The sequence below is a fragment of the Reyranella sp. genome (assembly GCF_965227665.1).
Taxonomy (GTDB): Bacteria; Pseudomonadota; Alphaproteobacteria; order Reyranellales; family Reyranellaceae; genus Reyranella.
Genome location: NZ_OZ245767.1, coordinates 1,194,846 through 1,220,052 on the forward strand (window position 1 = coordinate 1,194,846; position 25,207 = coordinate 1,220,052).

A 25,207-nucleotide genomic window follows, 5' to 3' on the forward strand; every position below is an offset into this window, starting at 1 on the left:
GGCTTCCTCCTCGGTCGCAGTTTTCCTAATCGCTTTCCGGATCGAGACCGCGCTGCTTCAGCTCGGCGCTCACTTGTGCTTCGACTTCCCTGAATTCGCCGATGTGCTGGTCGAGATCGGCGCGCTTACGCTCCAGATCGCCGATATGGAGCTGGCAGCGGCGCAGCAGCTCGCGCAGCTGCTGCATGCCCGTGCGGTCGACCTGGTAGAGGTCGAGCAGCTCGCGGATCTCGGCGAGCGAGAAGCCCAGCCGCTTGCCGCGCAGGATCCAGCTCAGCCGCGTGCGATCCCCCACGGTGTAAAGACGGGTCGTGCCATGCCGCCGCGGCTTGATCAGCCCCTCGTCCTCGTAGAAGCGGATCGTGCGCGGCGTGATCGCGAATTCGCGCGACAGTTCGGCGATGCTGTAGATGCGCTGAGCGTCTCGGGGCGCCAGCGTCTTGGCCGAGGGAATGGCGGCGACTGACATGATGGAAAAGTGTTAGTTGACGTTTACGTAAACGTCAATACGGCTTTACGTAAACGGAAAGACGTCGGTCGAAGCTGGCCTAGTGAATGAGTATGGGCAGCGGCGGTGGCGTTGGCTGGAAGGCAGCCGCAAGAGCCTTTGCCTGCGAATAGAGCCCCGGGACTTTCGCCAGTTCGCGAACGGTCGTCACCGCGTAGTCAAACGCTGCGGGACGCAGTTGTCCCGTCCCTACCTGAAACAATTCCGGGTCTCGTTCGAATGCAGACCTGACCGACTTGTCTTCAGCCGGGGCAACATTGTCGATCAAATCCCAGCCGACCGCGAATGCTAGCCACTTGGGCGATTCCGCGAGATCACGGCGCACCCCCTCACCTCTCAGATAGGCAACACCCAATCGATACTGAGCCGGCCGATACTGACGGAAAGCGGCGGTCCGATACAGGTCCAGTGCCTTGTCCAGATTAGCGGGCACACCGCGCCCGAACTCGTACATCGCGCCGAGTGCAAACTCGGCATAGGGCGCATGACCGCCATTTACAGCCGCTTCGTACCAGCGCAGCGCCTCCGAATAGTTCTGCGGTCCACCCAGACCCTTCTCATAGAACGTGCCCAGATACTCTTGGGCGATCCGCGCATTTGAATCGGAAGAACTGGCCACCTTCGTGAACCAGTGACGTGCCGCCCCCAAGTCCCGTGCAATCACCGAGCCAACTGCATATTGCACTCCGAGCAGAATCTGCGCGTCCGGGTGCCCTCCCGCAGCAGCCTTTTGAAACCATTCGAAAGAAGCCTTTTTGTCTCTCGGCCGCCCGTCTCCCCGCCAGTATGCCTCTCCCATCCGCTCTTGTGCGACCGGGTCGCCGTTCAGCGCCGCCTTCTCATACCAATTCAGTGCCTCGGCGCGATCCTTGGTTTCCCTTGCAAGGACGAGTTGAGCCTTGACGTCATTGCGATTCGCAGCCCCGCAACCATCTCAATCCTTCCTCGCGGTCCGGCTTCTTCCACCAACCAAAATACAGCGCCAAGCCCAACTGGGATTGCGCGGGAACATCGCCGGCGACTGCCGCCCGACGCAGGATCGAGACCGCTCCTTCGTAGTCCTGACGAGCGGCGGCGGCTTTCGCGTCTTGGACAGGATCGGCCTTTGCCGGAACTGCAGAAAATACAGGCGCAAGGAAGACGAAGCAGGCGAATACGAAGCGATACATCCTGGCGTCGCCTCCTGGACCATTTTGCCGGGCTATTGAACTGGCAGGGTCAAGGTGGCATGCCGGACGGCATAAGGACAACGCTTCGCGCAGGCAGAAGGAACCCAGATGCCGATCTATCAGCTGAACGACCGCGTGCCGGTGATTCCCGCCTCCTGCTACATCGCGGAGGGCGTCACGATCATCGGGTCGGTGATCCTGGGCGAACGCGTGAGCATCTGGTTCGGCGCCGTCCTGCGCGGCGACAACGAGCCGATCGTGATCGGCGATGACAGCAACATCCAGGAACTGAGCGTCCTCCACACCGATCCCGGCGCGCCGCTCACCATCGGCCGCAACGTGACGGTCGGTCATCAGGTGATGCTTCACGGCTGCACCATCGGCGACGGTTCGCTGATCGGCATCCAGTCGGTCGTGCTCAACCGCTCGGTGATCGGCAAGGACTGCCTGGTGGGTGCCGGCTCGATCGTCACGGAAGGCAAAAGCTTTCCCGACCGCTCGATGATCCTCGGCTCGCCGGCCAAGGTGGTGCGCGAGCTCAGCGAGGAGAATGCCTCGCGACTGTCGATGAGCGCGGAGAGCTACGTGCAGCGTGGCCAGGACTACAAGGCGAACCTGAAGCGCATCGGCTGACACCATGATCGCGGCACTCGACCATCTCGTCGTCGGCGGATCGCCCACGGTGTACGAGACGCTGCTGGGGCGGCGTGCGGTGGACGGGCGCCTGCGCACCGACAATGTCGGAGTGCGTTTCGAGCCCGAAGCGTCGGGCCTGCGATCGATGGTGTTCGCGACGCAAGACCTCGACAAGGCGGCGACGCTTCTGGAGCGCCGCGCCGTCGCGTCGACGAAAACGGACGAAGGTCGGGCGCTCCTCGGCCATGGCGTCGCGATCGGACTGTGCGCGCAAGGGGAGGAAGCTCCTTCTCCCCTCGCGGTCGAGGCGCCGGCTGCCATCTCGAGCCTCGACCATATCGTCGTGCGCACGCCCAACCCCGAGCGCGCCGTCGCCTTCTATGCCGGACGGCTCGGCCTCGACCTCAGGCTCGACCGCAGCAATCCCAAGTGGGGCGCGCGCCTGCTGTTCTTCCGCTGCGGCGACCTGGTGGTCGAGATCGCCCACGATCTCAAGAAGGGCGTATCGGACGAACCGGACCATCTCTGGGGACTGTCGTGGCGCGTGCCCGACATCACGGCGGCCCACGCGCGACTGAAGGCGGCCGGCCTCGACGTCACCGAGCCGCGCGACGGACGCCGGCCCGGCAGCCAGGTCTGTACCGTGAAGGACGGGACCGGCGGTGTGCCGACGATCCTGATCGGCGGGATCGGACGCTGGCAGGGAGCCGGCTGAGCCCCCCCATGCGTCCCCTTCTCGCGCTCCTGCTTCTCGTCCTCGCCGCCGCCTGTACGACGCCGCCGACGACGGACAAGCCGGTCGTGCAGGCGAAGGACTTGCCACCGCTCGGTCCCTGCCCCTCCTCGTCCTGGAAGCCCGAGGCCCCGCCGCCCTCGTCGAGCGCCCGGACCTCGATGGTCCTGCTGGCGGTCGGCGAATGGGGCCGTTACGGCAAGCAGGTGATCACCTACTCGACGGACGCGCCGCCCCGGACGGAACAACTCGGCATCAGGGAGCGCGAGGCGCCGCAGCGCATTGCCGACTACTGGGCTTCCGTCGGCAACAGGCTGAGCGGATTGAACGACGTGCCGTGGTCCGCGGCCTTTGTCTCCTGGGATATCGAGAGCGCCGGCGTGCCGCGCGACCTCTTCTGCCCCGACCAGCGCCACACCATCTACGTCGAACGCATCGTCGAGCGCGCGAAGAAGCCGGGCGCGGCATTCATCCCGCATGAGCCCGACGCCTATGCCCCGAAGGTCGGCGACCTCGTCTGTGCCTCGCGCGAGGGCAGCGGCACGACGTTGCAGAACCTGAATCGCGGGGCAGGACATTGCGACATCGTGGTCGACGTCCAGCCGGGCCACGTCTCCGCGATCGGCGGCAATGTAGGGGACTCCGTTACCCGCAGCGTCTTTCCACTGGACGCGAACGGTATTTTGTCGCCCATATCCGGCCGAACCGTCTTCACGGTCATCGAAAACCGGCTGCCCTGAAGGAAGGACAATGTCTTCGCTCTACGACTACATCATCGTTGGCGCCGGCTCGGCCGGTTGCGCTCTCGCCGCGCGACTCGCCTGGGAACGGCCCAAGCTCCGCATCCTGGTCCTCGAGGCCGGGGGTCCCGACAAGTCGTTCATGCTGAAGATGCCCGCCGGTTTCGCTTCGCTGGGCGAGAAGAACCCCTACAACTGGCACTACGAGACCACGCCGCAGAAGCACTGCAACGATCGCCGCATGTACTGGCCGCGCGGCAAGACGCTGGGCGGATCGTCGTCGATCAACGCGATGCTCTACGTCCGCGGCCATGCCTCCGACTACGATCACTGGCGCCAGCTTGGCAACGAGGGCTGGTCCTATGAGGATGTCCTCCCCTATTTCAAGAAGGCCGAGAACAACGAGCGCGGCGCCGACGCCTTCCATGGCACCGGCGGTCCGCTGAACGTCGCCGACCAGGTCGATCCCAGCCGATTGAACGAGGCCTTCCTCAAGGCGGCCGAGCAGGCTGGCCACAAGCGCAACAAGGACTTCAACGGCGCCGAACAGGAAGGCGTCGGCCTGTACCAGGTGACGCAGAAGAACAAGCAGCGCTGGAGTGCGGCGAGCGCCTATCTCCGTCCGGCGGTGGCCAACAGCGGCGCCCATCTCGAGGTCGTCACCGGCGCGCTCACCGAGCGCATCATCTTCGACGAGAACCGCGCCATGGGCGTGCGCTACACGCTGAACGGCCGCGACGAGGTCGCCCGCGTCACCCGAGAGGTCATCCTGTGCGGCGGCGCCATCAACTCGCCGCAGCTCATGATGCTGTCGGGCATCGGCCCGGCCGACCACCTGAAGTCGATCGGCATCCGGCCGATCCACGACCTGCCGGGCGTCGGCGCCAACCTTCAGGACCATCTCGATGCCGCGCTGCTGCAGTTCTGCAAGACGCGCGATACCTACGACCGCGCCAACAAGCTGGCCTCGCTCTATCAGTACGTCGTGAACAAGAAGGGGCCCGGCACCTCGCCGATCGCCGAATCCGGCGGCTTCCTGAGCACTCGGCCCGGCCTCGCGGCACCCGACATCCAGCTCCATTTCCTCCCGGTGCTGGTCATGGATCATGGCCGCACGCGCCTGAACCGCGACGGCTACAGCCTGCACGTCTGCACCCTGCGTCCCGAGAGCAAGGGCACGATCCGGCTCCGCAGCAAGGATCCCAAGGAACATCCGCTGATCGATCCGAACTATCTCAGCGAGCGCCGGGACCTCGATACGCTGATCGCCGGCGTGAAGATGGGCCGCGACATCCTCGCCCAGTCGGGCCTCGACCCCTATCGCGCCGCCGAGCTCGGGCCGGGGGCGGCGGTCAAGACCGACGCCGAGATCGAGCAGTGGATCCGCGCCAAGTGCGAGACGATCTATCACCCCGTCGGCACCTGCAAGATGGGCCCGGCCAGCGATCCCATGGCGGTGGTCAACGACAAACTGCTGGTGCATGGCGTCGAAGGCCTGCGCGTCGTCGATGCCTCGGTCATGCCGACGCTGATCGGCGGCAACACCAATGCACCGACGATCATGCTCGCCGAGCGCACCGCCGCGATCATGCACGCGGCGGGAATGACGAACTGAGCCGGCGCCGCCGGCTCAGGCGATCGCGATCTTCATGACCAGATCGTTGTAGTCGAAATCGCTGCCCTGGCTGGCGAGCAGGTCCTCGAAGCCGAACATGTTCTGACCGTAGGTCCGGATATGCTCCTGCCCGTCCGCGTTGGCCGTGCCGAGGACGAGCGTGTTGCCGCTCTCGGTGTAAAGGACCGGCGCGTAGTACCCCGTGCCCTTGGAGACGGTCCAGTCGTCCGATGCGGTGAAATTGCCCCGGCCGCCGGACACCGCGAAGTTCGGATCCCAGTTCTGCTGTACCGCCGTCCGGAAGGCGTCGGTATTGCTGTAGGGAACACCGCCGACGCTCCACTCCCCGGTCGTCGAATTGACGTCGATCTTCACGAAATGGATCGTGTTGAGATTAAATGCGCTGCCCGCCACGCTGACCTGAACGGTCGAGCCCTGGGTGAGATAGACCCAGGCCTGGTCGTCCTGCTGCTGGCTTTGCGCGAGCTGCGCCGCGGCCGAAAGCGTATTGTCCACTGCCGCCGACAGATTGAGCGTCCCGTAGCTGCCGCTGACATTGACCGCGAGCGAGCCGCTGCCCGTGACGACGATGCCGGGTAGCTGCTCGATCGAATTCGCTCCGGTCTGGATCGCGAAGTGGAGCTGCAGGCCGACCGGCAGGTAGACGGACTGTGTGCCCAGCCCCATGACCGTCCCGTTGTCGAAGGCGACCGAGCCGATGCGCGCCAGCACCGATTCCTCCAGTGACGCGCCCACCTGCCCGTCGCGACCGACCAGATCGCCGTTGGCGTCGGTCGCATAGACCAGCAGCGTACCGTTCGGCAGGCTGGAATTCGCCGTCTGCAGCGTGATCCAGTTTCCGGCCGCCCCGCCGCTACCCCCATCGAGGGCGATGTAGCTGCTGGCGCTCTGGAAATCGAGGCTGTCCAGTTCCACGGTGAAGGTCAGTTGGCTGCTGTGGTTGCCAATCTGATGCGCCGTGCCGTGGCCCAGGAATTCGGTCAGAACGGCAGTGTAGGTGCCGCTGCCGAACGAGGAAGCGGCTGTCGTCCACTTGCCGTCGATATCCGCCACGGCCGTGATCGGCACATGCGAGCTGAGACCGGCGCCCGACAGGAACGAGATCTGGGCGGTGTTCAGCGCCCCGATCTTGTTGGTGAAGTTCGCGATCACGCCGCCCTGGCCGTTCTCCGCATTGTGGTTCAGCCACGCCTGGTCCGACGCGTACCAGCCGAACGCGAGCGAACCGTCGGTCACGTCGGAGAGCTGGGCGTTTGGCGTGCCCAGCGTGGTGGAGCCTCCCCAGTTGGTGAAGGCGGAATTCGAGAGCGTGCCCAGAACCGGCGCCAGCGGCGCCTGCCAGACAGCGGGATTGGCCTGGATGATGGACAGGTCGGTGATCAGCTCGAGCAGCCGCGGATCCATCGACAGGGTGTTGCCGTTGAACATGTTGAACGCAAGACCGCCGGTGCCGGTGAGATACCGGTCCGCGACGTCGCTTCCCACGTACGAGGCCAGGCCGTCGATGGCGATGCTGCCCGCCTGGTTGACGCCCGTGGCGACGTAATTGGGATTGAGGATTCCCGATCCCGCCAACCCGTTCATGTAGATGTTGTAGGTGCGGCTGATGGGATTGTGCTCGGTCTTTTCGGAGAAGACGAGCTGATACCAGTTGATGCCGGTCGCGTAGGGCAGATCGTTGATCGTGAGGCCGGTGCCCGTCGGCGCGGCGGCACCCGCGGCCTTCAGCGTCTTGGTCGCAGCGTCGTAGGTCCACTGCTGGAAGAGGGTCTCCTTGGCCGTATCGAACACCGCGTATTCGAACTTGTAGTCGCCGGCGGTGCCTCCGGTGAAGAAGCCCAGGCTGACCTTCAGGTCGGTCGCGGGTCGCATCTGTCCAAGCCCGAGCGAGAACTGGATATCGACGGTGTCGGTCGAGCCCAACGCCTTCACGAACGGTCCGGGGCTCGTGTTGTAGATTTCGGTGGGCGTGTAGAGCTGATGGTCCGGCAACGTGCTGCCCGCGGGCGCGGTCTCGTTGTCGTCGTAGAGGGTCAGGGTGATGCTGGGGGCATCCAGCCCCGCAACCACGCCCGATCCGCCGCCCGTGACCGAGGACGTTGCGCTGGTTGCCGCCTGCACCGTGTAGCTGTTGCCTGTCACGCTCTGAATGACGAAGGCGGCCTTGCCCGGATCGCCCGGAATATTGAGGCTGGGCGGCGCCGACATGTTGATGCCGCCGACCGTGCCCGCCCCGGCGAACGTCACCAGGTCGCCCACCTGATACCCATAGGTTCCCGCATTGGGGTCGCTGACGGTGACGATGTTCGAACCCACCGTCGTCGTGAACGGGTTGGCGCCGAGCGGGACCGTATAGCCGGTCGGGATCAGCGGACCGCCCTGCTGGAAAAGGCTCATCAGGGCGTCGGAGTAGCCGTTCCCGTACGAGTTCGTGTGAGAGAAGAAAATCTCGGCATACTTGTCGTAGGAAACGCCCGCCCCGTACTTCGAGACGTCCCAGGTCCAGGGCGTCATCGTGCTGGCGCCGAAGGCGTAGCTGGGATCGAAATTCCAGTTCTGGCTGAGGTCGACATTCGCCGGTCCCCCGGCCCATTGGTTCGGCAGATTGCCCGTGCCGCCCATGTAGCCGCCGATATACCCGGTCAGCAGCTTGACGAAGAAGGCGCCCCATTGCGTGTTGAAGCCGGTGTTCAGGTCGGTCGTCGCGGCGCCGACATTGTTGACGAGCGTCGAGAACTCATAGGGCGTTCCGTCGGGGCTGTAGATCTGCGCGCCCCCGAGGGTCGAGTAGATGCTGTTCGCGAGATCCTGCGTGTCGATCTTGATGGTGCCCTTGACCTGGCTGTTGGCCTCCGGCGTGAAGACATAGGTGCCGGCATAGGGACGAACGTAGGTCGGTGCGACCGTATCTCCGCCGCCCGTGCCCTGATGGGCGGCCGTCGAGGTGCCAACCTCGTACTGCGTGGCGCTCAGGACCTTGGTGATGGTGAACTTCGTGCCGTTGAGGTAGTCGGCGGTAAAGCCCGCGAAGGCTTCTGCGCCTGTAAAGGTGACTTCGACTCCCTCGGCGGCGTATTTCGAGGCGGTGGGATCCGTTACCGTGAAGTACTTGTCGCCGGCATTGGCGGAGAATGGATTGTCGCCCAGCGGCACCGAGCTGACGACGCCGCTGCCGCCTCCCGTGGTCGTCTCGTTCGCCTGCGTGGCCTGGATGACGAATTGGTAGGTGTTGGCGTCGATGACGTTGCTGACAAGATAGGTCGAATTCAGTTCGGCCGCAGAGAAGCCCGCGAACGCTGCGACGTTCTCGAACGTCACATAGGTCTGGCCGGCGACGTACTGACCGGCGTTGGGATCCGTGACCGTGATAGCGCTGCTGTTCAGCTGCACCGAGAAGGGATTGGCGCCCAGCGTCGTCGAGGCATCGTAGACGGTTGCCGGATGCTTATCGTAGCTCAGCGTATAGGAATAGAAACCGGCATTGTGCCATTCCGTGTACGAGGCGCTCGGCGGTTGCCCGACGACATAGTCGACGGTGCCCGCGCCATTGTACTGGCCGGCGATCGTGACCCTCGAAGCCATCTCGTTGCCGATCGATTCGATGTAGGCGTTCCAGTCCGAGGCGGAGACGCCACCCGGTCCGCCGGGCGCCAACGCCGTCGTCGGCGCGGCCGCTAGGCGCGGTTGGCCGGCCAGCGGTCCGTACAGGAAGTCGTGAACCAGTCCCCCGCCGGCTGTGAAGGCGGTTTCGATGTCGCTGAAGACCGTGCTTCCGTTGACCTGATAGCCGCGGGTCTGCGTGACCGCGCCGTTGGGATACGCGATATCGACCGACATCGGGATACCGAAGACGTTGACGTCGGTCAGATTGCCGGCGTCCGCCGCGGCACCCAGCAGCGAGAGCTCGAAACTGTCGAAGCGAAACTGATAGGTTTCGGAATTGCTCCAGCTGATGTCCGATTCCTGCTGGATGACGCCGTTCGCCCCGAACGTGAGTTCGGCCGGAGAATTGGGATTGCCGGTGTCATAGCTCTGGATGAGCAGGTAGACCTTGCCGCCGTCGTACGGATTCGGCAGCGTAATCTGCGTTGACGGCGTGGGCGTGCTTCCCGCCTGGAGCGAGGTGGCGACGGGCACGCCCGTGTCCGTGAAGTAGACGGCCCAGATGCCGACCTGACCGTTCGATGTGCTCGACAGCGTCGTCTGAAGCTGCTGGCTGAGAGCGATCGTAAGATTGGTCGACACTGTGCGCTCCCGAACCGATGAAAGTGTCGGGATACTCATTCAGCGCGAATGAAAACTCAATTCGTGATGCGCCTGAGTTTCATTTTAGCCGCGCTTTTCTACCACGAGCAGCCACGGCCGACCCGATACGTTCATCAGGCGGCCCCGCGAATCGACCGGGAAGAGGCTCATCGCGACACTGTCCTTCACGTTGCCGCCGATCGCGTGGACATAGCCGCCCCTCACCTCGGTGACGATGTCGCAATGCGCGGCGGTGTTGTCGATCCGGCGGTGGGCCGTGCGCGGATCGGCATAGCGCCAGGTCGGACCGGCCGAGCCCGAGCAGACGAGGTCGCCCGGCTTCGGCGAATATTCGTTCGGGGCATGCAACACGAAGGGCGCACTGCGCGAGGCCCGCTGGCGGTCGTAGAGCGCCGCCAGATAGCTGCCGTGGCGCCCCTCGCGCGGGAACTGCGCGGCGCTATAGCCCGACTGGACCATTACCCAGGTGACGAAGGCGCCCGACCAGGGCTTGTCGGAAGCGCCGTTCCACTGCGGACGGCCGCAGGCCCCCCAATATTCCCCGACCCTGCTCGACAGGGGCTCACTGCGCTCGGTCATACCGTAGCGGTTGGTATAGCCATTGGCCTGTCCCCCATAGACGACCGTGGCGCGGCCGAATCGGGTCCACTCCTTCCAGGCGGTATAGGCGACCTTGTCGCTGGGCGGGCTGTCGTCGGCACCGGTTCCGCCGCCTCCGCATCCGGCCAACGCAAGCCCCAGGAGCAGAATGAGCGAAAGGATTGCTGGCAGCCGCTGCCTGGCCGGGAAACAAAGGAAACAACCGGCGGGCTGCCAGCAAACGCGAGAGCCGACATCGAGGGGGTCAGACTTCATGCGTCACTTACAGTTTTTTAAATAACTTGATGTTATTATTATATTTTAGACTAGCAGAGACCGCGCGCCATGTCATCTCTTAAGAATTTGGATGAAGTCCGCCGCCTAGAGCGGCTCGCCTTCCGCGGCTGGCCGGCCCTGGAGTCCCAGGACGTCCAGGGATGGCACCTACGCTTCTCCGGTGGCTATACGAAAAGAGCTAACTCGATCAATGCATTAGATCCGACAGCTTCACCTGATATCGAAGCCGTGGAGGCGCCCGTCCGCGAGCGGGGAAGGCCTCCCATCTGGCGCCTCACGCCGTTGGCGCCCGCTGGGATGTCGGATCTTCTCAAGGCCCGCGGCTACACGCCGATCGAGCGCAGCCTGCTGCAGCGCTGCCCGCTGCATGACGGGTTCAGGCCCGATCCCGCCGTCGAAATCGCTTCGAGCCCGTCCGCCGCCTGGATCGAGGCGTTCGCGGCGCACAGCCCCGTGAAGCCCGAGCATCGCGAGACCATGCAGAAGATGTTGCATGCCATCGCCCAGCCCGCCGGCTTCGCCTTCGTCCAACACGAGGGCCGGCCCATGGCCATGGCGATCGGCGCCGTCGACGGCGATCACATGGGCCTGTTCGACGTGCTGGTGATGCCCGAGGCGCGGCGACAGGGTCTGGCGCGGCGCGTCACCGAGAGCCTCTACGCCTGGGCCTGGGAACGGGGCGCGCGCTTCGCCTACCTGCAGGTGGTCGCGACGAATGCCGCGGCGATGCCGCTCTACGCGGCGCAGGGTTTCCGCACGGTCTACGAGTACGAGTATCTGATCCCGCCCACTTCTTGACCCTTCTGCTCCCCGCCTCGCATAGTCGATGCAGGGAGGAACTCCATAAATGTCGAACTATGTGTGGGAAAAAAGCTATCCGCCGGGCGTGAAGTGGGAGCTCGACGTCCCGAAGATGACGATCCATCAGAGCTTCGAGGAAAGCTGCGCCAAATATGGCGACCGGCCCTTCACCGACTTCCTCGACAAGGTGATGACGTTCCGTGACTACAAGCAGGCCTCCGACCGGGCCGCCGCCGGCTTCCAGAAGCTCGGCGTCAAGCCCGGCGTCAATGTCGGCCTCTATCTGCCCAATACGCCGCACTACCTCATCGCCTTCTTCGGCATCCTGAAGGCCGGCGGCCGGGTTGTGAACTACTCGCCGCTCGATGCCGCGCGCGAGCTTGAGTTCAAGATCGGCGATTCGGAAACCGACATCCTGGTGACGCTGGACGTGACCGCGCTCTACCCGAAGATGGCGGCGATGCGCGGCAAGACGCGGCTCAAGAAATTGATCGTGGGATCGATCGCCGACTATCTGCCGTGGCCCAAGAACTGGCTCTACCCGATCGCCAAGAAGAAGGACCTGTCGGCCTGGCCGCGCGACGACTGGCACATGTCGTTCAAGGATCTGTTGGCGAACGACGGCAAGTACACGCCCCACAAGCCCGCCAGCGAGAACCTGTGGGACGAGGTCGCGATTCTGCAATACACCGGCGGCACGACCGGCCTGCCGAAGGCGGCGATGCTGACCCATGGCTGCGTCATGGCGGCGATGAGCCAGGGCCAGGCCTGGACAACGCCCTACACGACTGCCGGCACCGAGAAGGTCGTGTGCGTGCTGCCGCTGTTCCACATCTATGCGCTCTCGGGAATCATGCTGGGCGCGGTGCGCAACGGCAACCAGCTCATCCTCTACCCGCGGCCGGACATCGACATGATCGTGAGCGATCTGGCGAAGAAGAAGCCGACCTTCCTGCCCGGCGTGCCGACGCTCTACACCGCGATCAACAAGCATCCCAAAGCGCAGGGTCTCGACCTCAGCTCGCTGAAGATCTGCATGTCGGGCGGCGCGCCCCTGCCGGTCGAGGTCCAACAGAGCTTCGAGAAGCTGACCGGCGCCACCCTGATCGAGGGCTACGGCCTCACGGAAACGTCGCCCACCGGCGCGATCTGCCCGGTCGACAAGAGCGTGCGCCGGGTCGGTTCGTGCGGCGTGCCGATGCCGGGCACCATCATCGAGATCCGTGACATGGAGGACGGCGACAAGGTGCTGCCGCCCGGCAAGGAACATGTCGGCGAGGTCTGCATCATCGGCCCGCAGGTGATGAAGGGCTACTGGAAGAAGCCGGAGGAGACGGAGAAGGCCCTGTTCCGACATCCGTCGAGCAACTGGATGGGCCTGCGCACCGGCGATATGGGCTACATGGACGCCGACGGCTGGCTCTACCTGGTCGATCGCTCGAAGGACCTCATCATCTCGTCGGGCTACAACGTCTATCCGCGCATGATCGAGGAGGCCGTCTACGAGCATCCGGCGGTCGACGAGGTGATCGTGATCGGAATCCCAGATCCCTACCGCCAAGAAGCGCCCAAGGTGTTCGTGAAGCTGAAGCCGGGCGCCTCGCTCACCTTCGATGAGCTGAAGAAGCATCTCGACGGCAAGATCGGCAAGCACGAGATGCCGGTCGCCCTCGAGATCCGCCCGGAGCTGCCCAAGACCCCGGTCGGCAAGCTCTCCAAGAAGGAACTCAAGGAAGAAGAGCGGGCCAAGGCGCAGTCGAAGGCTGCTTAAGCGTAATCATACCTCCCCGCATCGGAGGGCTATCGCATACGAGGTGAGGGTCCCTCACTGCGTTCGGGATGACACTGTTGGTTTGATCGGCGCACTGCGCAAAGCCCAACAAAATTGTCATCCCGAACGGAGTGAGGGACCTTTCACTTTCTTGCAAACGCCAACTACTCCGGCCTCTCCAGGCCATAGGCGATTGCCCACCGTCAATTCGGTGAGGTTGCCCCGACGCTGTTTACAGCGCCTTTGGCCTGAGGGGAGAGCCACAGGCCGGGTCTTCGTGGCAGAATGTGATCATGCACCTCGTTCGTTGCTTTCCCCCTCCGCCCCCTCCGGGGGCACCTCCCCCGTATGACGGGGGAGGAAGATGAAGCGGCGTATCCTCGTTCTTGGCAGCACGAGCCTCCTGCTGACCGGATGCTTCGACCGGCCCTGCCATGAGCGCAACCCGGCGCAGAAGGCGTTCCTCGACGGACTCCAGGAACTCGCCAAACCCGCCCTCGCCTCCAACAACCCGCTTCGGGTCGAGGAAGCCGCCCGCCAGAGCATCGCGCTGGCCGACAAGGTCGGAGCCTTCAGCGACTGGTGCGGTACGCTGACCAAAATCGAAGGAAACGCCCAGACCGCAACGGTCACGATCGACATCGGCCGGCAGGTTTCGCTCTACGCGTTCAACGACTGGGCGCTGGCCTTTGCCGGCACGGTCACCGACTTTTTCTCCACACGATCGCGTGCCACGCCGCCGCCGGGTCTTTCCGAACCGGCCGTCGCGGCGCTAAAAACCCTGCGGCTAGGCGAAAGGGTGACCCTTTCCGGCCGGATGGGCGAGATTGCAGGCTCCGGCGTGTTGGATCTCTCCCGTCTGTTCGGCAAGACCGCCACGGATCATCGCCAGTTCCTGCAGACGCCACGCTTCGTGGCGCGCATCGAGGCCCTCCAGGCCTCGAAGAAGTAGAAAGGATTTCGAGGTGCCGTCTTTTTCGTATGAGTTTCCCTACGCGTCCAAGAAACTGCCGGTCTTCGCCTCGAACATGGTGGCCTCCTCGCAGCATCTCGCGGCCACCGCCGGCCTGCGCATGCTGGCCAAGGGCGGCAACGCGGTCGACGCCGCGATCGCCGCCGCCGTCGCCATCACGGTCGTCGAGCCGACCATGAACGGCATCGGCGCCGACGCCTTCTGCATCCTCTGGGACGGCACGAAGCTGGTCGGCCTCAACGCCTCCGGCCATTCGCCGGCGCTGATGACGCCCGATCAATATGCCGGCCAGGCCAACATGCCCCATGTCGGCTGGGGCAGCGTCACCACGCCGGGCGCGGTGTCGCTCTGGATGGAACTGCACAAGCGCTACGGCAAGCTGCCCTTCGCCGACCTGTTCGAGCCCGGCATCAAGTACGCCCATGACGGTTTCCGCGTCTCCTACATGGTGGCACGCCAGTGGGAGAGCGCCATCGACCGGCTGAAGGGCCAGGAGAGCTGGGTGAAGGCGTTCCTGCCGAACGGCCGCGCGCCGCAGCCGGGCGAACTCTGGAAGTTCCCCGACCAGGCCAGGACCCTGACCAAGATCGCCGAGAGCAAGGGCGAGGCCTTCTATCGCGGTGAACTCGCCGAGATGATGGACAAGTACGCCCGCGAAACCGGCGGCGCGCTGCGCAAGGAGGACCTCGCCGAGCACAAGCCCGACTGGGTCGATCCGATAGGCCTCACCTATCGCGGCACGACGCTGCACGAGATCCCGCCGTCGGGCCAGGGCATCGCCGCCTGCATGGCGCTTGGCATCCTCGAGAACTTCGAGCTGGCCGGCCGCGACCCGGACGGTCCCGAGGTCGCGCATCTGCGCATCGAGGCGATGAAGCTCGCCTTCGCCGACATCTATCGCTACGTGGCAGACCCGCGCTTCATGGAAGTGACGCCGGCGCAGATGCTCGACAAGGGCTATCTGAAGAGCCGCGCCAAGCTGATCGATCCGAAGAAGGCGCAGGATTTCGGTCCCGGCACGCCCAAGGAGAGCGGCACGATCTATCTCGGCACCGCCGACGAGTCCGGCATGATGGTGTCGCTGATCCAGTCGAACTACACCGGATTCGGCTCGGGCGTCGTGGTCCCCGGCACCGGGATCGCGCTCCAGAACCGCGCCACCGGCTTCGTCACCAAGAAGGGGCATCCCAACGAGGTCGGGCCGAAGAAGCGGCCGTTCCATACGATCATCCCGGCCTTCATCACCAAGGACGGGAAGCCGGTCGCGACCTTCGGCCTGATGGGCGGCGCCATGCAGCCGCAGGGCCACATGCAGGTCTTCTCGCGCATTGTCGACTATGGCCAGAACCCGCAGGCCGCCATCGATGCGGGCCGCTGGCGCGTGCACGAGACCGACGGCACGGTCTGGACCGAGGATCACTTCCCCGCGGCGACGGCGACCGGCCTCGAGGAGCGCGGCCACAAGATCACCCGCACCGGCTGGCCGAGCTTCGCCTTCGGATCGAGCCAGATCATCTGGCGCTTCCCCGACGGTGGCCCCTATCTCGGTGCCTCCGAGAGCCGCCGCGACGGCGCTGCTGTCGGGTTCTAAGGACCGACTGCCCTCCTATGTCCTCTTCCCCGCGTCGCGGGGGAGAGGAACATGACACCTGGCACGCTTGTTGCTTCCCAAGGGAACTGCTTGGGAGGCATTTTAATGATCAATCGTCGTCGTCTGCTGGCCGGGGCCAGCCTTGCTGCCGTGGGAACCCTGGCCGCGCCGTCCATTCTTCGCGCGCAAGGCGGGCAGACGGTCAAGATGGGCGCCCTTCGCCTCGTTCATTCGATGCCGCCGCACTTCTACGCGCAGTTCGCACCTCCCGGCCTGAAGATCGAGATCATCACCTTCGACAGCCCGACCGACTGCAAGAATGCCGTCGTCACCAAGTCGGTCGACCTCGGCACGTTCGGCATCGCCGCCGGCATCCTGGGCGCCGCTGCCGGCGAGCCTGTGGTCGTCGTGGGCGCGATGTCGAACCGGGGCATGGGCGTGATCTCCAAGGCCGGCTCCGACATCAAGACGATCAAGGATCTCAAGGGCAAGAAGGTCGGCATCTGGCCGGGCTCGACGCAGGAGGTCTTTATCTTCGAGCGCATGCGCATGGAGGGTCTCACGCCGAAGGACATCACTTCGGTTCGCGTGCCGTTCGGCGAGATGCCGGCCATGCTCGCGCGTGGTGACATCGATGCCTATGTCGGCGCCGAACCGGGTCCGGCCCTGTCGATCACGTCCGGCGTCGGTCAGCTCGTCGAGTACCCCTATGGCACGGCCATGGGCGGCCTCAACATGATCATCGGCACCAACGAGGAGACCGTCACCAAGAACCCGGACATGATCCGCACCATGCTGAAGATCCACCGTCAGGCGGTCGAGTTCATGTCGGCCAACAAGCCGGCCGTGGTCGAGATGACGGTGCAGAAGCTCGGCGCCAACCGCGCCGCGGTCGAGCAGGCGCTGGGCGCCGACAATGTCGAATATGTGTGGAAGCTCGACGACAAGGTGCAGGGCCAGGCCAAGACCTATGCCCAGCACATGCTGGAGCTGAAGCAGATCCGCGCCCTGCCGAAGTTCGACGTCTTCCTCAATCCGAAGTTCTCGAACGAGATCGCCAGCTAGGCGAAAGACAGGCGACGGAGCGCACCATGGCGATCGTCGAAACAGGACCGGTTCCGGCGGAACCGGCCGCCGTCGTGCCGCGCAGAGCGGCGCGCTCGACATGGGCGCGCTTCAAGCCGACGGTGCTGGCGCTGATCGTGCCGCTGTTGTTGCTTGCCTTCTGGCAGGTGGCGACCACCCAGCAATGGACCCGGCTGATCCCGACGCCCTACGCGGTCGGCGAGTACATGATCGATTTCGCGGTGGGCGGCATCTACGACGATGCCTACTCCGCGACGCTGACCACCCATTTGCTGGCTTCGATGAGCCGCGTCTATGGCGGCTTCGCCCTGGCCGCGCTCTTCGCCCTGCCGATCGGCATCCTCGTTGGGCGCGTACCGACGGCGCGCATGCTGCTCGACCCGTTCCTGCAGGTGATGCGGCCGATCCCGGTCACCGCCTGGCTGCCGCTGTCGATGATCCTGTTCGGCCTCGGCGCCAAATCGGCCTTCGCCCTGGTCTGCCTCGGCGCCTTCTATCCGATCCTGCTCAACACGATCTTCGGCGTGCGCTCGGTCGACCCCAAGCTGTTCGAGGCGGCCTCGATGCTGGGCTGCCGCGGCAATGCCCAGTTCTACAAGGTTGTGCTGCCGGCGGCGACGCCGTCGATCTTCACCGGCCTGCGGCTCGGCCTCGGCCTTGCCTGGTTCGTCATCGTCGTCGGCGAGATGACCGGCGTGCCGCAGGGGCTGGGCGCCGTGATCATGGACGGCCGCACCCTGTCGCGCACCGAGCTGGTGATCTGCGGCATGATCGTGATCGGCCTTGCGGGCTACCTCTCCGACCGCGTCGTCGTGGCACTCGGCAACTATCTCCTGCGCTGGAGCCCCAATCACCATGGCTGAGTCTGCGACTCCGATCGTCGAGATCAAGGGCGTGTCCAAGGTCTTCCAGCTTCAGGACCAGACGATCCATGCGCTCTCGGGCGCCAACCTCTCGATCAACAAGGGCGAGTTCATCTGCCTGATCGGCGCCTCGGGCTGCGGCAAGTCCACCCTGCTCCGCATCATGGCCGGCTTCGACCAGCCTTCGTCGGGTGAGGCGCTGATGTGGGGCCGACCGATCGCCGGCCCCGATCCGTCCCGCGGCATGGTCTTCCAGGACTATGCGCTGTTTCCGTGGCTGAGCGTGCGCGCCAATATCGGCTTCGGCCCGGCCGCGCGCGGCCTGGGCGCCGCCGAGGTGAAGCAGATCGTCGACAAGTTCATCGACCTGGTAGGACTCGCCAAGTTCGCCAACGCCTATCCGCACCAGCTCTCGGGCGGCATGAAGCAGCGCGTGGCGATCGCCCGCGTGCTGGCCAACGACGCCGAGCTGGTGCTGATGGACGAGCCGTTTGGCGCCCTCGACGCCATGACGCGCGAGCGCCTGCAGGACGAGCTTCTGGACATCTGGGAGCGCACCAAGCTCACCGTCGTGTTCGTGACCCATGCGGTCGAGGAAGCGATCCTGCTGGCCAACCGCGTGGTCGTCATGACGCCGGGCCCCGGCCGCATCGAGAGCGACAATGCGCTGGACCTGCCGCGCCCGCGCGACGTCGCCAGCCCGGAGTTCAATGCCATCCGCCGCGTGCTGAGCGCCAAGCTGCACAGCCATCACGGCAAGAAGGCGGCCTGACCTCGCACGGCTAGTCCGGCCGCTTCCGCGGGTAGGCCGGGAGACCATCCGCGCTCTTCACCCACGACAGGCCTGACGCCCGCCATGTGTGGGATTTCGGCGGTGCCCGATCGGGATCGTCGAGCGAGCAGGTCGTGACGTCGATCTCGTCACCATGGTCGTCGGACCGGAAGGTGAGCGCCGTGCCGCACGCGCCGCAGAAGGTTCGCGTCGCGGCCGCGGAGGACCGAAAGCACGCCGGCTCGCCCGCCACGATTCGGAAAGCGCCGGCCCTGACGGTGAACCACGCCACGATCGGCGCGCCGCTGGTCCGGCGGCAGATCGAACAATGACAAACCGTCTCGTGCCAGGCCTCGCCCTCGGCCTCGTAGCGCACAGCACCGCAGAAACAGCCGCCTTTCAGCATCGCCACCTCCCACGCGACCGCGAGGTCAACCTCACTTCCCGCAATAGGCCTCGATCCGATAGCCATCAGGGTCAATCACGAAGGCCGCATAGTAGGTCTGGCCGTAGTCCGGACGAAGGCCGGGCTTGCCGTTGTCGCTGCCGCCGCTCTTGAGCGCCGCGGCATGGAACGCGTCGACCGACTTCCGATCCTTCGCAACGAAGCAGAAATGCAGGCCGGATTCCATGTCGGCCTTCACAGGCTTCGCCGCCTTGCCGATCCACAGGCCGACTTCCTTCTCACCGTAGCCCAGCGAGGTCTCGCCGTCGCTCAGCCGCGTGTAGCCGAGCGGCCCCAGCGAAGCGTCATAGAACTTCCGGGTGCGGGCGATGTCGGCGACGCCGATGGACACATGGTCGAACATGGCAAGTCCCTCTTTTATAACTATATAACTGGTTATATGGTTATTCGGACGTGCGTTCCTTGTCAACCGGACAACCGGTTAGTAAGTCCCATCAATGAATCGCCCTGATCTCTGCCTCGACTTCGCCAACACGCGTTACTGGCGCGGCCAGGACTCCCCGACGGAGACGCTGAAAACGCCAGCGGATCTGGCAGCCTGGGCCAAGGCGCCGAAGCCTCCCGCCCCCAAGGAGTTCGAGCGCGCGCTCGAGCTGCGCGAGACGATCCATCGCCTGTTCGACGCCGTGGCCCAGGGCAAGGCGCCCGCGGCCCGCGATTTCGAGGGTCTGAATGCGGCGCTGGCGGGCGCGCCGGCGCGCACGGTCCTGAAGCGCGGCAAGGAGACGTTCGACTGGGAAGTCGACATGCGATCGGGCACGGCGCTGGCCCTCCTCGCGCCCGTCCTGTGGTCGGCGGGTGACCTGCTGGCGAGCGGCAAGCTGGACAAGGTCCGGCGTTGCGCCAACCCGGAATGCCTCTACCTGTTTCTCGACGAAAGCCGGGCCGGCAAGCGGCGCTGGTGCACCATGTCGTCCTGCGGCAACCGCGCCAAGGCCAGGCGGCACTACCACAAGGCCAAGCAGGCATAGAAAAAGGGCCCCGACGGAGGGGCCCTTATTATTACCGTGTGGGCTTTCGCGCTTCGCGGCTTGTAACCAAGCCGCCTGAAAGCGCTGTCGCCCACCGGCGTTAAGCGCGAAGCGCTTAACGCAGGATCGACTGAAGCTTCATGGCGACGCCCATGTCGCCTTCGATCTTGAGCTTGCCGGTCATGAATGCGCTCATGCCGTCGAGCTTGCCCTCGATCAGGTCGGCGAAGTCGCTGAAGTCCATCTTGATGGTGCAGTCGGCGGCCGTGTCCTCGTTGGTGACGGCGGGCGGGTTCTGGTTGCCGTCGATATGGACGACGCCCTGATCCGTGGCGAACTTGACGCTGCTTCCGAAGGCCGACTTCTTCGAAGCGCCTTCCTTCATTTTCGCGGTGATTTCCTGCAAGGTCATGAACGAGTTCCTCCGGTCGGCAATGGTCTGGGGGATTACTTGACCTTTACGTAAACGTCAACTACAGGCCGGTAAACGGTCGTTCAATCGGAGGAAACATGACCTATCGCTCGGTCTTCAAACCGGGGTTGTTTGAGGGCCGGACGGTCGTCGTGACCGGCGGCGGCAGCGGCATCGGACGGTGCGCCGCGCACGAGATCGCCGCACTCGGCGCCCATGTCGTCATCACCGGCCGCAAGCAGGAAAAGCTCGACACTGTGAGGGCCGAGATCGAGGCCGCCGGCGGCAGCTGCGAGACGCATATCTTCGACATCCGCGAGGAAACCCAGGTCAAGGAAGCGGTCGCCGCGATCGTCGCGAAGAACGGCCGCATCCACGGCCTGTTCAACAATGCCGGCGGCCAGTTCCCCTCCCCCGCGGCGTCGCTCAGCGCCAAGGGCTTCGACGTCGTGGTGCGCAACAACCTGACGGGCGGCTTCATCGTGAGCCGCGAGGTCTTCACCCAGTCGATGCAGCATCACGGCGGCTCGATCGTGAACATGACGGCGGACTACCGCAACGGCTTCCCCAACATGGTTCACACCGGCGCCGCCCGCGCCGGCATGGCGAACCTCACCATGACGCTTGCCTTCGAATGGGCAGCGGCCGGCGTGCGCGTGAACTCCGTGGCACCGGGCTGGATCGCCTCCTCGGGCATGGACACCTATACCGGCGACTTCAAGGAACAGATTCCGAAGCTCAAGGGCTACTGCCCGCTGGGCCGCCTCGGCACCGAAAGCGAAGTCTCCGCCGCCGTCTGCTTCCTGCTGAGCGACGCCTCCGCCTACATCACGGGCACGGAGATCCGCATCGACGGTGGCGTGCCGCTCGCCAACCGCTCGGTCGAGCTACCGCCCACGGACAGATCGAAGCCGTTCGACGGCTTCCATCTGGCCAAGACGCCCAAGGTCCTGGGCGGCTGAGGACGACATGCCCATCCTCGAAAGCCAGGTCGATCGCAACAGCGACGAGTTCAAGCAGAACCGCGAGCGCATGCTCGGCGCGATCGCCGAGTTCCGCGAGGCCGAAGCCAGCGTCCAGGCGGCCTCCGAGAAATCGCGCGAACGCTTCGCCAAGCGCCGCCAGCTCATGCCGCGCGAGCGCATCGCGCTGCTGCTGGACCGGGGCACGCCCTTCCTCGAACTGATGCCGCTGGCCGGCTACCGCATGCACGACGACAAGGACGGCTCGAGCGCCGGCGGCGGCTCGGTCGCGGGCATCGGCTATGTCGAGGGCGTGCGCTGCGTCGTGACGGCCTCGAACAGCGCGATCAAGGGCGGCACCGTGGCGCCCTCCGGCCAGCGCAAGGGCCAGCGGGTGCAGCAGATCGTCATGGAGAACAAGCTCCCTGTCGTGAACCTGGTCGAGTCGGGCGGCGCCAACCTGCTCTACCAGGCCGAGATCTTCGTGCCCGGCGGTCGCGGCTTCGCCAACCAGGCGCGCATGTCGGCCCGCGGCATCCCGCAGGTCACGGTCGTGCACGGCTCGTCCACGGCAGGCGGCGCCTATCTGCCGGGCCTCAGCGACTACGTCATCATGGTGCGCAACCAGGCCAAGGTGTTCCTGGCCGGCCCGCCGCTGCTGAAGGCCGCCACCGGCGAGATCGCGACCGACGAGGATCTGGGCGGCGCGGAGATGCACGCCACCGTCTCCGGCGTCGCCGAATGGATGGCCGAGAACGACGCCGACGGCATCCGCATGGCGCGCGACGTGATCGCGAAGTGGCACTGGAACGACCGGCTGCCGCCGCGCGCGGAGCGAACGTTCAAGGAGCCCCTCTATGACGTCGAGGAGCTGTGCGGCGTCGTTCCGCCGTCGCACAAGGATCCCTACGACGTGCGCGAGGTCATCGCGCGCCTGGTCGACGGCTCGGACTTCCTCGAGTTCAAGGCCCTGTTCGACCAGCAGACGATCTGCGGCTGGGCCACCATCGAGGGCGAGCCGGTGGCGCTGATCGGCAACAACGGGCCGATCACCGCCAAGGGCGCGGTCAAGGCCGCCCAGTTCATCCAGCTCTGCTGCCAGCAGGGCACGCCGATCGTCTATCTGCAGAACACGACCGGCTACATGGTCGGCACCGAGAGCGAGCGTGGCGGTATCGTCAAGCACGGCTCCAAGATGATCCAGGCCGTGGCCAACGCGACGGTGCCGCAGATCACCATCGTGATCGGCGGCAGCTTCGGCGCCGGCAACTACGGCATGTGCGGCCGCGCCTTCGACCCGCGCTTCATCTTCGCCTGGCCCAACAGCCGCACGGCCGTGATGGGCGGCGAACAGGCGGCCGGCGTCATGAAGACCGTGACCGAGCAGAAGTTCCTGCGCGAGGGCAAGGAGCCGCCGCACGAACAGATCGACAGGATGTTCAAGGGCATCGTCGATCAGTTCGAGCGCGAGTCGACGGCGCTCTATGGCACGGCGCATCTCTGGGACGACGGCATCATCGACCCGCGCGACACGCGGCGGGTCCTGGCCTTCACCCTGTCGATCGCGCGCGAGTCGATTGTGCGACCGCTCAATCCCATCTCCTTCGGCGTGGCGAGGATGTAAGCAATGAAGTTCACCCCCGAGCATGAGGCGCTGCGCCAGACCTGGAAGACGCTGATCGATCGCGAGATCAATCCCCATGTCGACCAGTGGGAAAAAGAGGGCCAGTTCCCCGCCCATGAACTCTTCAAGAAGATGGGCGATGCCGGGCTGCTGGGCGTCGACAAGCCGGTCGAATTTGGCGGCTCCGGCCTCGACTTCTCCTACGCCATGGTCTGCGCCGAATCGCTGGGCTGGGTGAATGGCGGCTCGATCCCGATGGCGACCGGCGTACAGATCTCGATGGCGACGCCCGCCCTCGCCCGCTACGGCAGCGACGAGCTGCGCAGGGAATTCCTCACGCCGTCGATCACCGGCGACTACGTGGCCTGCCTCGGCGTCTCGGAGACCGGCGCCGGCTCCGACGTCGCCTCGATCAAGACGACCGCGCGCCGCGTCGGCGGCGACTGGGTGATCAACGGCGGCAAGATGTGGACGACCAACGGCGCCCAGGCCGACTGGATGTGCCTGCTGGCCAGCACCGACGATGGCCCTGCGCACAAGAACAAGTCGCTGATCGTCGTGCCAATGAAGACCAAGGGCATCGAGATCGCCAGGAAGCTCGACAAGCTCGGCATGCGCGCCTCGGACACGGTCCAGACCTTCTTCGACGAGGTGAAGGTGCCGGTGCGCTACACGATCGGCCAACCCGGCATGGGCTTCACCTATCAGATGCAGCAGTTCCAGGAGGAGCGGCTGTGGGCCGGCGCGGGCTCGCTCAACACATGCGAGCGGGTGATCAACGCCACCATCGACTACACGCGCGAACGCAAGGTGTTCGGCAGGCCGCTGCTCGACAACCAGGTGATCCACTTCCGCCTGGCCGAGCTCAAGAGCGAGGTCGAGGCGCTGCGTTCCATCGTCTACCGCGCCTGCGAGGACTATCTCGCCGGCAAGGACGTCACCATGCTGGCCTCGATGGGCAAGCTGAAGGCCGGCCGCCTGCGCCGCGAGGTCTCCGACGCCTGCCTGCAATACTGGGGCGGCGCCGGCTATCTCTGGGACAATCCCGTGGCCCGCGGCTACCGCGACGGCCGCCTCGGCTCGATCGGCGGCGGCGCCGACGAGGTCATGCTGCAGATCATCTCCAAGCTGATGGGCACGCTCCCGCGGCTGGGAAATCGCTAGGAGCCCGCCATGCAATTCACCCAGGAACATGACGAGATCCGCCGCACCCTGCGGGCGATCATCGACCGGGACATCAATCCGCATGTCGACCAGTGGGAAGAGGACGGCATCTTCCCCGCCCACGAGGTCTTCAAGAAGCTGGGCAACGCCGGCCTGCTCGGCATCAACAAGGCTGCCGAGTTCGGCGGCATGGGGCTAGACTATTCCTACGCCATGGTGATGGCCGAGGAACTGGGCCACATCCATTGCGGTTCGGTGCCGATGGCGATCGGCGTGCAGACCGACATGGCGACGCCGGCGCTGGCCCGCCACGGCAGCGACGAGCTGCGCCGGGAGTTTCTCAGCCCCTCGATTGCCGGTGACTATGTCGCCTGCCTTGGCGTCTCCGAGGTCGGCGCCGGCTCCGACGTCGCCTCGATCAAGACGACGGCGCGCAGGGTGGGCGGCGACTGGGTGATCAACGGCGGCAAGATGTGGACCACCAACGGCACGCAGGCCGACTGGATGTGCCTGCTGGCCAGCACGGGCGAAGGCCCGATGCACAAGAACAAGTCGCTGATCTGCCTGCCGATGAAGACCAAGGGCGTGCAGATCGTGAAGCAGCTCGACAAGCTCGGCATGCGCTCCTCCGACACCGCGCAGATCTTCCTCGACGAAGTGAAGGTGCCGGTGCGGAACCTGATCGGCCAGGAGGGCATGGGCTTCATCTACCAGATGCAGCAATTCCAGGAGGAGCGGCTGTGGGGCGCCATCAGTGCCGTCGTGGGCATGGAGCGGCTGATCGACCAGACCATCGAATACACCCGCGAGCGCAAGGTGTTCGGCCGCCCCCTGCTCGACAACCAGGTGATCCATTTCAAGCTGGCCGAGCTGCGCACCGAGATCGAGCTGGTGCGCTCGCTCTGCTACCGGGCCTGCGAGGAGTATCTCGACGGGACGGACGTCACGATGCTGGCCTCGATGGCCAAGCTGAAGGCCGGCCGCATGGTGCGCCTGGTGACCGATGGCTGCCTGCAATACTGGGGCGGCGCCGGCTATCTCTGGGAGTCCCCCACCGCGCGCGCCTTCCGCGATTCGCGCCTCGCCTCGATCGGCGGCGGCGCCGACGAGGTGATGCTGCAGATCATCTCCAAGCACATGGGCACCCTGCCGCGGCTGGAGAACCGATAGTTCATTTGCCTCCCCTC

Annotated in this window: 24 protein-coding genes and 1 pseudogene; 16 read left to right on the forward strand and 9 right to left on the reverse strand. The window is 65.2% G+C overall.

The window, feature by feature from the left end; translation table 11 throughout:
* Positions 1-25: 25 nt before the first annotated feature.
* From ACO07I_RS05775 to ACO07I_RS05790, 4 genes and pseudogenes are all read right to left on the reverse strand, one after another.
* A complete protein-coding gene (locus ACO07I_RS05775) occupies positions 26-469 on the reverse strand; it encodes a MerR family transcriptional regulator (RefSeq protein ID WP_422015215.1) in 444 nt (147 codons plus the stop codon).
* 79 nt (positions 470-548) lie between these two features.
* Positions 549-1,193 (reverse strand): tetratricopeptide repeat protein, encoded by a 645-nt coding sequence (locus tag ACO07I_RS05780; RefSeq protein WP_422018171.1) that lies wholly within the window; start codon positions 1,191-1,193, stop codon positions 549-551.
* 36 nt (positions 1,194-1,229) lie between these two features.
* Positions 1,230-1,382 (reverse strand): annotated as a pseudogene (locus ACO07I_RS05785) (sel1 repeat family protein); the annotation flags it as partial.
* A 31-nt stretch (positions 1,383-1,413) separates the two neighbouring features.
* A complete protein-coding gene (locus tag ACO07I_RS05790) occupies positions 1,414-1,677 on the reverse strand; it encodes a hypothetical protein (protein ID WP_422015217.1) in 264 nt (87 codons plus the stop codon).
* A 108-nt stretch (positions 1,678-1,785) separates the two neighbouring features.
* Here ACO07I_RS05790 and ACO07I_RS05795 point away from each other — a divergent pair, with 108 nt between their 5' ends.
* The 4 genes from ACO07I_RS05795 to ACO07I_RS05810 are packed head-to-tail and all read left to right on the forward strand — an operon-like array spanning position 1,786 to position 5,401.
* Positions 1,786-2,310 (forward strand): gamma carbonic anhydrase family protein, encoded by a 525-nt coding sequence (locus tag ACO07I_RS05795; protein WP_422015219.1) that lies wholly within the window; start codon positions 1,786-1,788, stop codon positions 2,308-2,310.
* Positions 2,311-2,314: 4 nt separating this feature from the next.
* A complete protein-coding gene (locus tag ACO07I_RS05800; RefSeq protein ID WP_422015221.1) occupies positions 2,315-3,028 on the forward strand; it encodes a VOC family protein in 714 nt (237 codons plus the stop codon).
* 8 nt (positions 3,029-3,036) lie between these two features.
* Positions 3,037-3,786: a DUF2272 domain-containing protein gene (locus ACO07I_RS05805; RefSeq protein ID WP_422015223.1), complete on the forward strand. Its 750-nt coding sequence runs from the start codon at positions 3,037-3,039 to the stop codon at positions 3,784-3,786.
* A gap of 10 nt (positions 3,787-3,796) precedes the next feature.
* Positions 3,797-5,401 (forward strand): GMC family oxidoreductase, encoded by a 1,605-nt coding sequence (locus tag ACO07I_RS05810; RefSeq protein WP_422015225.1) that lies wholly within the window; start codon positions 3,797-3,799, stop codon positions 5,399-5,401.
* Between the two features lie 15 nt (positions 5,402-5,416).
* On the opposite strand, the gene ACO07I_RS05815 is transcribed toward ACO07I_RS05810, so the two are convergent.
* Both ACO07I_RS05815 and ACO07I_RS05820 read right to left on the reverse strand, forming a co-directional pair.
* Positions 5,417-9,667, reverse strand: coding sequence for a hypothetical protein (locus ACO07I_RS05815; protein ID WP_422015227.1), 4,251 nt, complete (start codon positions 9,665-9,667; stop codon positions 5,417-5,419).
* A gap of 84 nt (positions 9,668-9,751) precedes the next feature.
* Positions 9,752-10,417 carry a DUF2272 domain-containing protein gene (locus tag ACO07I_RS05820; RefSeq protein WP_422015229.1) on the reverse strand — a complete coding sequence of 222 codons (666 nt, stop codon included), beginning with the start codon at positions 10,415-10,417 and terminating at the stop codon, positions 9,752-9,754.
* 195 nt (positions 10,418-10,612) lie between these two features.
* Here ACO07I_RS05820 and ACO07I_RS05825 point away from each other — a divergent pair, with 195 nt between their 5' ends.
* The 7 genes from ACO07I_RS05825 to ACO07I_RS05855 all read left to right on the forward strand — a co-directional run bounded on the left by ACO07I_RS05825 (position 10,613) and on the right by ACO07I_RS05855 (position 18,421).
* Positions 10,613-11,362, forward strand: a complete 750-nt coding sequence (locus tag ACO07I_RS05825; RefSeq protein ID WP_422015231.1) for a GNAT family N-acetyltransferase — start codon at positions 10,613-10,615, stop codon at positions 11,360-11,362.
* Positions 11,363-11,411: 49 nt separating this feature from the next.
* Positions 11,412-13,136, forward strand: a complete 1,725-nt coding sequence (locus ACO07I_RS05830) for a long-chain-fatty-acid--CoA ligase (protein ID WP_422015233.1) — start codon at positions 11,412-11,414, stop codon at positions 13,134-13,136.
* Positions 13,137-13,500: 364 nt separating this feature from the next.
* On the forward strand, positions 13,501-14,088 hold the full coding sequence (locus tag ACO07I_RS05835) for a hypothetical protein (protein WP_422015235.1): 588 nt from the start codon (positions 13,501-13,503) through the stop codon (positions 14,086-14,088).
* Positions 14,089-14,101: 13 nt separating this feature from the next.
* A complete protein-coding gene (locus ACO07I_RS05840) occupies positions 14,102-15,700 on the forward strand; it encodes a gamma-glutamyltransferase family protein (protein ID WP_422015237.1) in 1,599 nt (532 codons plus the stop codon).
* A gap of 105 nt (positions 15,701-15,805) precedes the next feature.
* Positions 15,806-16,765, forward strand: a complete 960-nt coding sequence (locus tag ACO07I_RS05845; RefSeq protein ID WP_422015239.1) for an ABC transporter substrate-binding protein — start codon at positions 15,806-15,808, stop codon at positions 16,763-16,765.
* A 26-nt stretch (positions 16,766-16,791) separates the two neighbouring features.
* The gene (locus ACO07I_RS05850; RefSeq protein WP_422015241.1) at positions 16,792-17,649 is read left to right on the forward strand and encodes an ABC transporter permease; all 858 of its coding nucleotides are present in this window, start codon (positions 16,792-16,794) and stop codon (positions 17,647-17,649) included.
* Complete coding sequence (locus ACO07I_RS05855; protein WP_422015243.1) at positions 17,642-18,421, forward strand: ABC transporter ATP-binding protein; 780 nt, start codon at positions 17,642-17,644, stop codon at positions 18,419-18,421. Before ACO07I_RS05850 ends, ACO07I_RS05855 begins: the two co-directional genes overlap by 8 nt.
* A gap of 10 nt (positions 18,422-18,431) precedes the next feature.
* Here ACO07I_RS05855 and ACO07I_RS05860 read toward each other — a convergent pair whose 3' ends face one another.
* Together ACO07I_RS05860 and ACO07I_RS05865 are read right to left on the reverse strand one after the other, a co-directional pair.
* The gene (locus ACO07I_RS05860) at positions 18,432-18,827 is read right to left on the reverse strand and encodes a GFA family protein (protein WP_422015245.1); all 396 of its coding nucleotides are present in this window, start codon (positions 18,825-18,827) and stop codon (positions 18,432-18,434) included.
* A 31-nt stretch (positions 18,828-18,858) separates the two neighbouring features.
* Positions 18,859-19,230, reverse strand: coding sequence for a VOC family protein (locus ACO07I_RS05865; protein WP_422015247.1), 372 nt, complete (start codon positions 19,228-19,230; stop codon positions 18,859-18,861).
* A 94-nt stretch (positions 19,231-19,324) separates the two neighbouring features.
* Between ACO07I_RS05865 and ACO07I_RS05870 the strand changes: the two genes are divergently transcribed.
* Positions 19,325-19,858, forward strand: a complete 534-nt coding sequence (locus ACO07I_RS05870; protein ID WP_422015249.1) for a CGNR zinc finger domain-containing protein — start codon at positions 19,325-19,327, stop codon at positions 19,856-19,858.
* A gap of 115 nt (positions 19,859-19,973) precedes the next feature.
* Here ACO07I_RS05870 and ACO07I_RS05875 read toward each other — a convergent pair whose 3' ends face one another.
* Entirely contained in the window at positions 19,974-20,270 is a 297-nt protein-coding gene (locus ACO07I_RS05875; protein ID WP_422015251.1) for an SCP2 sterol-binding domain-containing protein, read from the reverse strand.
* Between the two features lie 98 nt (positions 20,271-20,368).
* Here ACO07I_RS05875 and ACO07I_RS05880 point away from each other — a divergent pair, with 98 nt between their 5' ends.
* Genes ACO07I_RS05880 through ACO07I_RS05895 form a run of 4 tightly spaced genes read left to right on the forward strand, consistent with a single transcriptional unit; the run spans position 20,369 to position 25,190 of the window.
* Positions 20,369-21,232 (forward strand): SDR family oxidoreductase, encoded by an 864-nt coding sequence (locus tag ACO07I_RS05880; protein WP_422015253.1) that lies wholly within the window; start codon positions 20,369-20,371, stop codon positions 21,230-21,232.
* Between the two features lie 7 nt (positions 21,233-21,239).
* Positions 21,240-22,856 (forward strand): acyl-CoA carboxylase subunit beta, encoded by a 1,617-nt coding sequence (locus ACO07I_RS05885; protein WP_422015255.1) that lies wholly within the window; start codon positions 21,240-21,242, stop codon positions 22,854-22,856.
* Between the two features lie 3 nt (positions 22,857-22,859).
* Positions 22,860-24,020, forward strand: a complete 1,161-nt coding sequence (locus tag ACO07I_RS05890) for an acyl-CoA dehydrogenase family protein (RefSeq protein WP_422015257.1) — start codon at positions 22,860-22,862, stop codon at positions 24,018-24,020.
* Positions 24,021-24,029: 9 nt separating this feature from the next.
* Positions 24,030-25,190: an acyl-CoA dehydrogenase family protein gene (locus ACO07I_RS05895; protein WP_422015259.1), complete on the forward strand. Its 1,161-nt coding sequence runs from the start codon at positions 24,030-24,032 to the stop codon at positions 25,188-25,190.
* Positions 25,191-25,207 lie beyond the last annotated feature (17 nt).